The 12543-nt window shown below is 65.9% G+C and carries 10 protein-coding genes; 3 read left to right on the top strand and 7 right to left on the bottom strand.

Translation table 11 applies throughout. The annotated features are described in order from the left end of the window. Nucleotides 1–6 precede the first annotated feature (6 nt). Nucleotides 7–576, bottom strand: a complete 570-nt coding sequence (locus tag BX604_RS13650; protein WP_098551252.1) for a methyltransferase family protein — start codon at nucleotides 574–576, stop codon at nucleotides 7–9. An 82-nt stretch (nucleotides 577–658) separates the two neighbouring features. After that, complete coding sequence (locus BX604_RS13645; RefSeq protein ID WP_098551251.1) at nucleotides 659–1558, bottom strand: alpha/beta fold hydrolase; 900 nt, start codon at nucleotides 1556–1558, stop codon at nucleotides 659–661. A gap of 720 nt (nucleotides 1559–2278) precedes the next feature. Between BX604_RS13645 and betI the strand changes: the two genes are divergently transcribed. The 3 genes from betI to betA are packed head-to-tail and all read left to right on the top strand — an operon-like array spanning nucleotide 2279 to nucleotide 6088. Beyond that, nucleotides 2279–2863 (top strand): transcriptional regulator BetI, encoded by a 585-nt coding sequence (gene betI, locus BX604_RS13640; RefSeq protein WP_098551250.1) that lies wholly within the window; start codon nucleotides 2279–2281, stop codon nucleotides 2861–2863. A 32-nt stretch (nucleotides 2864–2895) separates the two neighbouring features. Beyond that, nucleotides 2896–4365, top strand: coding sequence for a betaine-aldehyde dehydrogenase (betB, locus tag BX604_RS13635; RefSeq protein ID WP_098551249.1), 1470 nt, complete (start codon nucleotides 2896–2898; stop codon nucleotides 4363–4365). A gap of 22 nt (nucleotides 4366–4387) precedes the next feature. Next, the gene (betA, locus tag BX604_RS13630) at nucleotides 4388–6088 is read left to right on the top strand and encodes a choline dehydrogenase (RefSeq protein ID WP_098551248.1); all 1701 of its coding nucleotides are present in this window, start codon (nucleotides 4388–4390) and stop codon (nucleotides 6086–6088) included. Between the two features lie 75 nt (nucleotides 6089–6163). On the opposite strand, the gene BX604_RS13625 is transcribed toward betA, so the two are convergent. The 5 genes from BX604_RS13625 to BX604_RS13605 all read right to left on the bottom strand — a co-directional run bounded on the left by BX604_RS13625 (nucleotide 6164) and on the right by BX604_RS13605 (nucleotide 11944). Next, nucleotides 6164–7258 (bottom strand): hypothetical protein, encoded by a 1095-nt coding sequence (locus tag BX604_RS13625; RefSeq protein WP_098551247.1) that lies wholly within the window; start codon nucleotides 7256–7258, stop codon nucleotides 6164–6166. A 241-nt stretch (nucleotides 7259–7499) separates the two neighbouring features. Then, nucleotides 7500–8003, bottom strand: a complete 504-nt coding sequence (locus BX604_RS13620) for an activator protein (RefSeq protein ID WP_098551246.1) — start codon at nucleotides 8001–8003, stop codon at nucleotides 7500–7502. Between the two features lie 121 nt (nucleotides 8004–8124). Further along, on the bottom strand, nucleotides 8125–8949 hold the full coding sequence (locus BX604_RS13615) for an OmpW/AlkL family protein (protein WP_098551245.1): 825 nt from the start codon (nucleotides 8947–8949) through the stop codon (nucleotides 8125–8127). 71 nt (nucleotides 8950–9020) lie between these two features. Continuing rightward, complete coding sequence (locus tag BX604_RS13610; RefSeq protein ID WP_098551244.1) at nucleotides 9021–10274, bottom strand: DUF2957 domain-containing protein; 1254 nt, start codon at nucleotides 10272–10274, stop codon at nucleotides 9021–9023. Nucleotides 10275–10345: 71 nt separating this feature from the next. Beyond that, nucleotides 10346–11944 carry a DUF2957 domain-containing protein gene (locus BX604_RS13605; RefSeq protein ID WP_098551243.1) on the bottom strand — a complete coding sequence of 533 codons (1599 nt, stop codon included), beginning with the start codon at nucleotides 11942–11944 and terminating at the stop codon, nucleotides 10346–10348. Nucleotides 11945–12543 lie beyond the last annotated feature (599 nt).

The raw sequence follows: 12543 nt of genomic DNA, 5'->3' as shown, positions 1-12543 counted from the left end.
CGGGGATCAATAGAAGCCGGGGATCAGCGCCGCGACCTCGCGGCGGTACTGCGTATACGCGGGCCCGAAATAGCCGGTCAACCAGCTCTCCTCGACCCGCACCTTGTACGCGAGCGACACGAACACGAGCACGACGCCGAGCGCGCCGCGCCATTCGCCGCCGATCAGCGCGGCGCCGACCAGCGCGATCAGGCAGCCGGTGTAGATCGGGTGACGCACGAGGCCGTACGGGCCGGTGCGCACGAGTTCGTGGTTTTCCTTCAGCGTGACGGACACGCTCCAGTTCGTGCCGAGGTGCAGCCGCGCCCACACCGAGAACAGCAGCCCCGCCACCAGCACCGCGAGCCCGCCTTGCGCGAGCAGCCCGAAGCGCTGCCAGTCGGGCACGAGCGCCTGCCACGACGGATCGGGCAGGATGATCAGCGCGCCGCCGACGATCAGCGGAATCGACTGCAGCGTGCGCGAACGCGACGCCTCCTTGCGCACGGTCGTCTTCACGCCCTGCGACGTCGCGATCCAGTAGGCGAGCCAGACGGCCCACGGAACGACGATGGCGATGCTCTGAACGATATTCACGGCTGGCCTGCCTCGTATGGATAAGAATTTGGATGCGTCCGGCGTGGACACGTCCGGCGTGCCCGGTGCGCGACGTGCTGCGTCACGACATCGCCGGCAGCGGCGCGGACACGCATGCGTGCGCGGCGCCGAGCGCGATGCCCGCGGCGGCCGGCGGCGCATCGCAGAAGAAGTCGAGCAGCGCCGCACGCGTGGTCTCGCGCTGCGCGCGGCCTTCGATGTCGAGGAAGTGGCCCGCGTCGGGAATGGTCATGAAGCGCGCGCGCGGCACGTGCGCGCCAAGCTGGCGGACGTCGGCCGGTGTCGTGTACTCGTCGCGCTCGCCGTTCAGGAACAGCAGCTCGCAGCCGATGTTCGAGAACTCGCTCAGATAGCGCTCCGGCTGCAGCGACAGGATCTGGTCGACGTGAAACGCGACCTGGTCCTGCTCGTCGCGCGGCAGGCGTGTGAGATAGCGGTAGTTGTACAGCTTCATGATGCGCGGCAGGTAGCGGCCGACCGTATCGTTCAGCAGCTGCGCGGCCTTCAGGTTCTCGCCGGCCGAGATGTGGTCGCGTGCGCGGGTCACGTAGTCGACCATCGCGTCGTTCAGGAACGGCGAGAACGAACAGATCGCCGCGCGCCGCACGCTCGGGCAGCCGCGCGCGAGCGCGAACAGCGATGCGACGCCGCCCCACGACACCGACACGAGGAACGCGGGCGCGAAGCGCTCGACCAGATGCTGGAGGATCGCGGCCTCGTCGTCCTTCGTCAGGATGAAGCAGCCGGGATTGTGCTGGCGCGACTGCCCCGCATACGGGAGGTCGAAGCAGATCGTGTTCATCCGCTCGCCGAGATACTGGACGGTCTGCCCGAACGACGCGGTGGTCGCGAGCGCGCCGTTGACGAGCATCGCCGTGTCGAAGGACGGATCGAACACGTTCCGTTCGACGTAGACCTTCAGACCATTCGGCAGCGGGACCACGTGTTTTTCGGTCGGCATCGTCGTTCTCCGGTGGATGCGGCGTTTCGGCGTCGCGGCATGCTGCAGGTGCGCAATGGCTGGCGCCGGCTGCGGGCACGATCATCGGGCGCGCGCATGGCCGACGCACCGCGGTCAATACGCGCGGCGCCGATTCATTCCTTGTAGTGCGGCGCCATACTAATACGGGCAATATTACTTACTCAAGTCATCCCAACGATCCCCTCTACTCCAGCGGGAAATACGACAGATTCAAATTTTTTCAGTGTTTTTTATGGTAGGCGGGATTGATTGAAAGGCGATAGCAATCGTTTGCGAAAATCCTTTCCGGCAGGCACGAAAACCTTAAATATCATTCAAATTCAACGACATGAATCGTTTCAATCGCCCGATTGAAACGATTTTCCAGAAATTACCGGAGTTGTCATCGAAAGCTTGAATTTCCATATCGAATCGAATCTCACACACCTCGACATTCTTTCGACATGTAATAAATTGAATTCCGAAACTTTGGAGACGATTACGCTGACTTTCCGGAAATCGTTTTAAACAAACTTCAATTTATTTAATCATCTTTCAAGCAGTTTTCCCGCACCTGCACAATGGTGCCGGGCAGACTCCCCCACCTTGCCGGCGAGACGATTCACCGTCGGACCCCGATTTTTTGTTGATTGAACGATCAATAAAAAACCGCTAAGCTTCGACTTCCAGGAACGGCCCGTCCGGGCGAAGGGAGTCGCGATGCCGAAAGTTGGAATGCGGGAGATTCGTCGCGCCCAGTTGATCGACGCGACGCTGCGCTCGATCGACGAAGCCGGTCTGCCCGGCACGACGCTCGCATCGGTCGCGCAGCGCGCGAACATCTCGACGGGCATCGTCAGCCATTACTTCGGCGACAAGGACGGCCTGCTCGAAGCCACGATGCGGCACGTGCTGCGTGATCTGTGGACGGCCACCACGCACCGCCGCGTCGCCGCACGCAAGGATCCGCGCTCCCGGCTGCGCGCGATCGTCGCCGCGAACTTCGACGACACGCAGGTCAACGCACCCGTGATGAAGACGTGGCTCGCGTTCTGGTCGCAGAGCATGCACGACGCGATGCTCAAGCGCCTGCAGCACGTCAACACGCGGCGCCTCCATTCGAACCTGTGCGCCGAATTCGCGAAGGCGCTGCCGCGTACGAAGGCACGCGAAGCCGCCAGCGGCCTCGCCGCATTGATCGACGGCCTGTGGCTGCGCGGCGCACTCGCCGGCGGCCCGATCGACACCCGGGCTGCACTCAAGCTCGCCCACGATTACATCGACCTGCTGCTCGCGTCCGACTGACGCGTCACGCAGTCGCCCTCAAGGAGATCCTCATGTCCGTATACGGTTTGCAGCGCCTCTACATCGGCGGCGGTTACGTCGACGCCACCAGCGGCAAGACTTTCGACACCTTCGATCCCGCCACCGGCGAACTGCTCGCGCAGGTGCAGCAGGCGAGCGCGGCCGACGTCGACCGCGCGGTCGCATCGGCCCGGGAAGGCCAGCGCGAATGGGCGGCAATGACCGCGATGCAGCGCTCGCGCATCCTGCGCCGCGCGGTCGACCTGCTGCGCGAACGCAACGACGAACTCGCGGCGATCGAGACGCGCGACACCGGCAAGCCGATCGGCGAGACGCTCGCGGTCGACATCGTCACCGGCGCGGACGTGATCGAGTACTACGCGGGCCTCGCGACTGCGATCGAAGGGCTGCAGGTGCCGCTGCGCGCCGAGTCGTTCGTCTATACGCGTCGCGAGCCGCTCGGCGTGTGCGCAGGCATCGGCGCATGGAACTACCCGATCCAGATCGCATGCTGGAAGACGGCGCCCGCGCTCGCGGCCGGCAACGCGATGGTGTTCAAGCCGAGCGAAGTCACGCCGCTCACCGCGCTGAAGCTCGCGGAAATCTATACGGAAGCCGGCGTGCCGGCCGGCGTGTTCAACGTCGTGCAGGGCGACGGCTCGGTCGGCGCACTGCTCACCGGCCACCCGGATATCGCCAAGGTGTCGTTCACCGGCGGCGTCGAGACCGGCAAGAAGGTGATGTCGCTCGCCGGCGCATCGTCGCTGAAGGAAGTGACGATGGAACTCGGCGGCAAGTCGCCGCTGATCGTGTTCGACGACGCCGATCTCGACCGTGCGGCCGACATCGCCGTGACCGCCAACTTCTTCAGCTCGGGCCAGGTCTGCACCAACGGCACCCGCGTGTTCGTGCACCGCTCGGTCAAGGACGCGTTCACGCAGAAGGTGCTCGAACGCGTGAAGCGCATCCGCGTCGGCAAGCCGACCGATGCCGACACCAACTTCGGCCCGCTCGTGTCGGCCGCGCAGCTCGACAAGGTGCTCGGCTTCATCGAGAGCGGCAAGGCCGAAGGCGCGAAGCTGCTCGCCGGCGGCTCGCGCCTGACCGACGGCCATTTCGGCAGCGGCCAGTACGTCGCGCCGACCGTGTTCGGCGACTGCCGCGACGACATGAAGATCGTCCGCGAAGAGATCTTCGGGCCGGTGATGAGCATCCTCGATTTCGAATCGGAGGACGAAGTCATCGCCCGCGCGAACGACACGCACTACGGCCTCGCGGCCGGCGTCGTGACCGAGAACCTGTCGCGCGCGCACCGCACGATCCATCGCCTCGAAGCCGGCATCTGCTGGATCAACACGTGGGGCGAATCGCCGGCCGAGATGCCGGTTGGCGGATACAAGCAATCCGGCGTCGGACGCGAGAACGGCATCACGACGCTCGAACACTACACTCGAATCAAGTCGGTACAGGTCGAGCTCGGCCGCTACAACCCGGTGTTTTGAGAACGATAGGAGATACCCCGTCATGACGACACGCGAATACGACTACATCATCTGCGGCGCCGGTTCCGCGGGCAACGTGCTCGCGACGCGCCTGACGGAAGATCCGAATGTCACGGTGCTGCTGCTCGAAGCGGGCGGCCCCGACTACCGCTTCGACTTCCGTACGCAGATGCCGGCGGCGCTCGCCTATCCGCTGCAGGGCCGTCGCTACAACTGGGCCTACGAGACCGACCCCGAACCGCACATGGACAACCGCCGGGTGGAATGCGGCCGCGGCAAGGGGCTCGGCGGCTCGTCGCTGATCAACGGGATGTGCTACATCCGCGGCAACGCGCTCGACTACGACAACTGGTCGACGCACAAGGGGCTCGAGAACTGGACGTATCTCGACTGCCTGCCGTACTTCAAGAAGGCCGAGACGCGCGACGTCGGCCCGAACGATTATCACGGCGGCGACGGCCCCGTGTCGGTCACGACCAGCAAGCCGGGCGTGAATCCGCTGTTCGAGGCGATGGTCGATGCAGGCGTGCAGGCCGGCTATCCGCGCACCGACGACCTGAACGGCTACCAGCAGGAAGGCTTCGGTCCGATGGACCGCACCGTCACGCCGAAGGGCCGCCGGGCCAGCACCGCGCGCGGCTACCTCGACCAGGCGAAGGTGCGGCCGAACCTCGAGATCGTCACGCACGCGCTCGCCGATCGCATCCTGTTCGACGGCAAGCGCGCATCGGGCGTCACGTACCTGCGCGGCAGCGAGCGCGCGACCGCGCATGCGCGTCGCGAAGTGCTGGTGTGCAGCGGCGCGATCGCATCGCCGCAACTGCTGCAGCGCTCGGGCGTCGGCCCCGGCGCGTGGCTGAAGGAACTCGACATCCCGGTCGTGCTCGATCTGCCCGGCGTCGGCCAGAACCTGCAGGATCACCTGGAGATGTACATCCAGTACGAGTGCAAGGAGCCTGTGTCGCTGTATCCGGCGCTCAAGTGGTGGAACCAGCCGAAGATCGGTCTCGAATGGATGCTGAACGGCACCGGTCTCGGCGCGAGCAACCACTTCGAGGCGGGCGGCTTCATCCGCACGCGCGACGACGATCTGTGGCCGAACATCCAGTATCACTTCCTGCCGGTGGCGATCAACTACAACGGCTCGAACGCGATCGAGATGCACGGCTTCCAGGCGCACGTCGGTTCGATGCGCTCGCCGAGCCGCGGCCGCGTGAAGCTGCGCTCGCGCGACCCGAACGATCATCCGAGCATCCTGTTCAACTACATGGCCGAAGCGCTCGACTGGCGCGAGTTCCGCGATGCGATCCGCGCGACGCGCGAGATCATGCGGCAGCCGGCACTCGACCGCTATCGCGGCCGCGAGCTGAACCCGGGCGCCGACTGCAAGAGCGACACGGAACTCGACGCGTTCGTGCGGGCCCGCGCGGAAACCGCGTTCCATCCGTCGTGCTCGTGCAAGATGGGTTATGACGACATGGCCGTGGTCGACGAAGAAGGTCGCGTGCACGGGCTGGAAGGGTTGCGCGTGGTCGATGCGTCGATCATGCCGATCATCACGACCGGCAACCTGAACGCGCCGACGATCATGATCGCGGAGAAGATCGCGGACAAGATCCGTGGCCGCACGCCGCTCGCGCGCGTCGACGTGCCCTACTTCGTCGCGAATGGCGCGCTGGCGCGCAACGTCGCGAAGGCGGTGCGGCAGCCGGAGACGGTGTAACCGAACCCACGCCCGTCCCGGGGCGCAACAGCAGCAACATGCACGGCTCGCGGCGTTCTCGCCGCGAGCCGTTTTTCATGGTGTGCTTTCGCCGCCCGTGTTGAACCGCGTGATCGCGGTGCCCCTTCGTCGCATCCGTTTCGCGCGCACGATCGGATTCGCGCGCGACGTCAGGCTCATTGCATCGCGCAAGCGCTCGAACGCGACGTCCTCCTGCGGCCCGAAGCGGCTGACGGCCGGCCATGCGAGCACGGCGTCGAGCCACGTCCGCCACGCATCGCCGTGAAAGCGGCGTGCGAATGCGTGCACCACATCGGGCGCGGCGATCACGATGCCCGCCAGCAGGTAATACGCCCAGAAGCTGCCCGCGCCGAGGATCCGGTCGAGCCGGCATACAGACACCGCGGCAAGCAGGCCGTCCACCGATGCGAGATCCGCACGCCGTTCGCGAATCGCACGCGCGACGATATTGTGTCGGCCGCCATACGCGCCAATCGACACCCCGTTTCCGGTGGCCAGCTCCGCACTGAACATCGCGAGCGCGGCCATCTCGTCGATACGTGCCGCGTCGTCGCGCGGCCCGCAGATGCGCAGCACGATCGCGTCGATGACGGCACCCGGCCGCGCAGACGGTTCCACGCATGCCGCGGCCACGGCTATGCGTCGTTCTCTCAGGTTCTTCGCAGGCTGCGCCTCTTCCGGCTCTCGCGCGTCGTACGTTCCGGCCTCGTCGCTGCCGCTTTCCATGCCGGCCGCGATTCGCTCGAGCGCGGCCCAGCCCTCATCGGGATCGTCGAATGCCCACGCGTCGACGATGCCGTGCGCCGATTCGAAGACGTTGCGCGCCCCCGGGCAACACCGCTCCGCATACGCGAGCTGCCGCGCATCGGGAACGTGCATGCACGCATTGCGCGGATCGCTCGCATCGCACGCGCAACCGCCGCCGTCCGTGGCGGCCCACGGCGCGAGTTCGTGCAGCATCGCAACCCGGTCGTGCGACAGGGTCATCCCCGCACGCGACGACATGCCTGCCGTGTCGCCGGCCTCGGCCGTCATCGAGCAGGCGGCTTCGTCGAGCCGTTCGATCAGGTACTGCAGCCACGCGGCCGTGCGCAGCCGGTCGGGCGTCGCACCGCGGGCATCGCCATACTTCGCTGGGTCGGTGAGCATGGGTAGTCCGGACATGTTCTGGAAAATCGGGGGATAGTTCCGTGTCGGTCGAATCGGACGGTACGGCATACCGTACCGTCCGCCGCATGGCCGCCCGCGCCGGATCGCGAAGCAGGCGGCCAGCCGGCCGTCGTGCCGATACGCACGACGACACGACGCCATCGCGAAGCCGGATTGCCCGCCGCGCATCCTTGCACGGCCCTCGTCTCTGACGGGCGCGCCAGCCTCGATCACACGGCGCTTACTGCACGTGGAACTTCGGCGACGTGGCAACCGTGCCGCTGACGGTGCAGTCCGGCGTCAGCACCGCGTTGTTGAACGTGAGCGACGAGTTCGGATCGCTCCACGTCGTGACCACCTTGCTCGGCCCGCAAGCGCCGAGCAGCGTAACGGTCACCTTCGCGTTGTTGATCGACAATTGCGTCGTGCTGTCGGCCTGCCCCGTCCACGGCGACGCGCTGCTCGCGCTCCCGCTGATCAGGCCGCACGTCGCGCCGCCGGCGAACGTCGTCGACGTGATGTTGACGATGCCCATCGAGGAGATCGTGCCGTTGAACGTCGCGTTGCAGGCCGCGTTGATCGTCCCCTTGCTGAGCGTCGTGAGGCCCGTCGCGGAGAACGGCTCCCCGTTCGGGTTCATGGCCTGACCGTCGGCGCGCGTCACGGTCACGGCAAAAGCAGGCGCGGCCGACACCGCGGTGAATGCCACTGCAGCAACAAGCGATACGATTGTGCGAATGCTCATTTGAACTGCCCCCTCTCTTCACAAATGGCGGCACGCCGCCAGGAACGCGACGCCCCGGCCGGACTGGCCCGGCCGCTCGGTCGCAGGAAGCCGCCAGCGCGCATGCCGCGCGCCGGACGGCTTAGAACTTGTAGGAAATCCCGATGAACGAGATCAGCGGATCAGCCTTCAGCCGCGTGCGCGTCGTGGCGAGCGTCGTGCCGTCCGCCGCGCTGATCACGAGCGACGAGTAGGTTTTCAGCGGCATGTAGGTCAGCGTCGCCGTGAGCCCCCAGTGCTTGTCGATCGCATAGCTGGCACCGACGTTGTAGACCGGCGTGAACGACGACGACGCCTTGCCCTCCACCGACGTCGGCCCCGGTTTGCCGGCGCCGGCCGCGAGCACGCTGCCGAGGTTCTCGTTGATGTCCCTCGCGAAGTTGCCGTTCAGTTCGATGTTGCTGAACCAGCTGTACGCCACGCCGATCCCGACGAACGGGCGAAACTTCGCCGTCGGCGCATTGAAGTAGTACTGCAGAATGATCGTCGGGCTCCATTGCCGCGCATTCTTCACGGCCGGCTGGTTCGACGGATTGTCCATGTTGACGCTGCCGAGCGCGCCGGCCGGGCCCGGCGGCCGGATCACGCCGTGCCCGGTCAGCGTGAACTCGGGCGGCACGCCGAGCACCGACGTCACCGCGATGTGGTCGGTGAAGAAGTGCGTGAGCGTGAGGCCGACCGTATCGGCGTTGTTGACCGTCAGGCTCGTGCCCGGCGACGTGAACGACCCGGGCAGGCGCAGCGGCCCGTTGATCGGCATGCTCGCGAGATTCGTCGTCAGCCCGTTGGTCGAATCCATCGGCACGATGTGCAGCCAGCCCAGCGTCGCGACGTTGTCGCCCGCCTGCTGGGCCGATGCGAGCGTCGACACGCCTGCGACGACACCCGCGACAATCAGCTTCTTCATAAGTCTCCCCTCATTCTGTCCGGGCGCCGCGCACCTGCGCGCGGCGCCATCGTGTCTCCTTCCCTGCGCGGTCACTGCACGAACGCGCCGACCGTGAAGTACGGATTGCTCGTATCGGCCATGTCGAGGAACCCGAACACGCCACCGGTGAACACGAACTTGCCGGTCGCCGGCCCCGACGCCGCATCCGCATGCACGGTCGTCACGACGCCCGGCACCTTCTGCGTGTAGTCGAGGTTCAGCGCGCGCGTGAGCGCGGCCTGCGACGCATTGAACGGATCGAGCAGCGTGGCCTGCGCATCGACGAGCGCGGTCGCGCGGTAGTTGAACGCGCTGTCGACGCCCGTGTACTCGCCGTTCTGCGAACCCGACGCGATCGCCGTCCGCGGGCTCAGGAACGAGATGCCCGATTCGTCGTCCGCGCTCGGCGGGCCCTGCGTGAGGTCGGCGTTCGCGGCGCCGGTACGGATGAAGATCGGCACCAGTTGGTTGCGCAGCTTGCCGACGATCAGGATCCCCTTGCCGGCCTTCGCCGGATCGAGCGTGGCGAGCGTCTGCGGAATCTGCGGCTGGTAGTTCAGCGACTGGAACGCCGGCGCATCCGGGCGCAGCGTGAACGGCTGGTTCACGGTCGCGCTCGATGCAAGCGGCTGGCCGCCGTTCTTCTTGCCGAAGTTGTCGGTCTCGACGTAGCTGCCGTCCGCGTTGATCGTCACCTGCTGGTCGAGCGCCACCGGCTGGAAGTTCTGCGACGGCACCTGGTGGTAGCCGAGCTGGTTGTAGCTGCCGGCGATCTTCGACAAATCGGTTTCGAGCGTCGAGAAGCTGATGAACGGGTAGTACGGGAACGTCGTCTGCGGAATCTTCCCGACGCCGATCACGCCATTGAACTGGATCGTCGCACCGGGAATCGCGCCGCCCAGCACGCCTTCGCCGAGGAACAGCCGGGCCGGCCGGTTCGGGTCGAGGCTCGCGTTCTGCATCCGGAACGTGCACTGATTGAGCTTCACGGTCGGCAGCCCGGTTTCGTCCGCCAGCGTGCCGTCGACCACGTTGGCCGGCGCCGTGTCGCGCGTCGGCTGCACGGTGCCGGTGGTCGTCGGCACCGGCGACGCGAGGTAAGTCATCCGGTACGTCATCTTCGTCGTGTCGAGCTGCACTTTCACCAGTTCGCCCGACCCGGAGCCGCCGATGAACACCGTGTTGTAGTCGATCGTCTGCGGGCACAGCCGGACCACCGGCGCGGGCGGCGGGTCGCCGTCTCCGCCGCAGGCGACCAGCACGGGCGCGAGCGACGCCGCGGCCATCCAATGCTTCACATTCATAGGAATCCTCTTGAATTTCGATTCGCCGGCGGCGACGCGCGCGCCGCCGGTGTGCCGTGTTCAGTACGCCGTCACTGGACGAACGCGCCGACCGTGAAGAACGGGTTGATCTTGCTGTTGTTGACGACCATCGCGTAGACGTTCCCGGCCGTCACGAGCCAGCCCGTGTCGCCCTTGCTGAAGATCGCCACGTTGCCGTCCGGACCCTTCGTATTGAAGTCCTGCGTGGCCGTGACCTGGATCTTGCCGGGCGTGGCCTGCGTGTAGTCGAGCGCGAACTGCGAACTCACGGACGACGTCTGCGGGTCGATGAACGCCGCGGTGGCGCCCTGGAACAGCGTGGACGTATAGTTCGCGGCCATCGTCGACACCGCGGTGCCATCCGTGCAATTTCCGGCCTCGGGCATGAAGAACGTGCCGTTGAACGTGCCGGGCAGGTCGGGATGCGGCATGGAAATATTGAAGCTCGGCCCCGAATTCCCCGGTGCGCCATACACGCCGTTGGACGTCACCACCCCGCATGCGGACGCGCTCGTCGCACCGATGAAACCGCCCTTGAGCGCATTGGCCGCGACAGACTGCGCGGGAGACAGCATCGAGATGCCGACTTCCGCGTCGGCGACCGACGCCAGCAGGTTGCTCGCGTCGGCATGCGAGTAGCCGACGCGAATCACGATCGGCACCAGCACGCCGTTCAGCTTGCCGACGATCATCACGCCATGCGCCTGGGTCGGCGACAGTAGCACGAGCGGCTGCTCCTGGCCGGCCGACGGATAGGGCATGCCCGGATTCGCGCCGCTGACGAACACGTTATCGGCGCTGCCGTCCATGTTCTTGCGCAGCGTCCACGGCGTGCCGGTCGTCTGGCACGAGTAGTCGCTGCCCGACGTGATCGTGCACGTGCCGTCCGCATTGAGTGTCTGGTTCCAGTTCACGACATCCGGCTGCCAGCCCTGTGGGGTTGCGGTCTGATAGCTGCTGCCGGTCGGCGACAGATGAATGCCGACCTCGTTGTAGACGCCGGCCACCTTCGCGAAATCGGTCTCGGTGTCGGTAAAGCCGATAAACGGATAGAAATCGAACGTGCGCGACGGCACGGTGCCGATAAAGAGGCCCGGCGCGAGCGGAATGCCGTCGAAAGCGATCGTCGCCCCCGGAATCCCCCCGCCGACCACGCCATTCCCGACGAACAGCATCGGCGGATCGGTGCGCTTGATCGTCACCGCATACTTGCCGTCGCTTGTCGCGCCGTTGTCGAGCACGAACGCGCAGCGGTTCTGCTCGGCGGTCGGCAGATTGGTCGGATGATGGAATGCGCCGCTGATCGTCAGGCCCGCGCGCGTGTCGTTGACCTGCCCCGCCGAGGTCGGCACCGACGATTCGATGAACTGCATCTGGTAGGTGAGCTTCGTCGTGTCGAACTTCACCTTCACGTATTCGCCGCTGCCCGAGCCGCCCGTGTAGGTCGTCGTGTAGTCGAGCGAATCCGGACACAGCTTCGTCACGACGGGCGGCGTCGTTTCGGCGCCGCTCGACCCGCATGCGCTGCCCGAGCACTGCGGCACGTTGATCGGCCCCGGATCGTCGCCGCCGCCGCAGCCGGCGACGAACGGCAACGCCAGCACGGCGCACGACAGGACCGCCTTCCGCCATTCAGGAATACAAAGCATCAACCCCTCCTTTTCAGGTACGACAAGTCTCGTCCGGACGGGCTGCGTGGCCCGCCGGTTGGTATCGCGCCGTCGTGCAGGCACGCAGCGCATGACGATGCGCGCAACGCGCGCCGCGTGGCCGATCAGGCCAATGCGATCAGAATCGCCGCGGCAGGCAAGCGCGATCCGGCAGCGCCGTCATGCGGCACGGCGCCATCGGAACAAACGATCAAAACGGAATAGGCGTGTCGCTACAGCGACAACGCAATGCGATGACGCTCGCACGCGACTCGCGTCGCGCCGGCGTCCGGCGAACAACAGGGAAACGGCAGTCCCGCTGGCCCCGCGGATAGGCGTCTCATGAAGTGGTCTCCATACGTACGCTTGATTCGTTATCGTGATGCGTCGTTTGTCGAGACTATGAGCGGACGATCCACACAAGTAAATGGATGCAGAGTTCCAAACGAGCCGCGCCGCGCGACCCTAGCGCTTGCAGGGCATTTGACAGTTTTTCAAACGGCCTTCATTTTCTTTGCTCAGACAAATATCGAGACGGTATAACGCGCGTTTGAACGATCGCGGCCGATCCGCCGCAGCGCCCGGCGGGACGGCCTGCG

Source organism: Burkholderia sp. JKS000303 (assembly GCF_002563755.1).
Taxonomy (GTDB): domain Bacteria; phylum Pseudomonadota; class Gammaproteobacteria; order Burkholderiales; family Burkholderiaceae; genus Burkholderia; species Burkholderia anthina_B.
The sequence above is the reverse complement of the archived record's forward strand: the minus strand, read 5'-3'. Positions and strand labels throughout refer to the sequence as shown.

Excerpts from the sequence above, each read along its gene's own strand:
- BX604_RS13645 (WP_098551251.1), bottom strand. The coding sequence starts at position 1,558 with ATGCCGACCGAAAAACACGTGGTCCCGCTGCCGAATGGTCTGAAGGTC.
- betI (WP_098551250.1), top strand. The coding sequence starts at position 2,279 with ATGCCGAAAGTTGGAATGCGGGAGATTCGTCGCGCCCAGTTGATCGAC.
- betB (WP_098551249.1), top strand. The coding sequence starts at position 2,896 with ATGTCCGTATACGGTTTGCAGCGCCTCTACATCGGCGGCGGTTACGTC.
- betA (WP_098551248.1), top strand. The coding sequence starts at position 4,388 with ATGACGACACGCGAATACGACTACATCATCTGCGGCGCCGGTTCCGCG.
- BX604_RS13625 (WP_098551247.1), bottom strand. The coding sequence starts at position 7,258 with ATGCTCACCGACCCAGCGAAGTATGGCGATGCCCGCGGTGCGACGCCC.
- BX604_RS13620 (WP_098551246.1), bottom strand. The coding sequence starts at position 8,003 with ATGAGCATTCGCACAATCGTATCGCTTGTTGCTGCAGTGGCATTCACC.
- BX604_RS13615 (WP_098551245.1), bottom strand. The coding sequence starts at position 8,949 with ATGAAGAAGCTGATTGTCGCGGGTGTCGTCGCAGGCGTGTCGACGCTC.
- BX604_RS13610 (WP_098551244.1), bottom strand. The coding sequence starts at position 10,274 with ATGAATGTGAAGCATTGGATGGCCGCGGCGTCGCTCGCGCCCGTGCTG.
- BX604_RS13605 (WP_098551243.1), bottom strand. The coding sequence starts at position 11,944 with ATGCTTTGTATTCCTGAATGGCGGAAGGCGGTCCTGTCGTGCGCCGTG.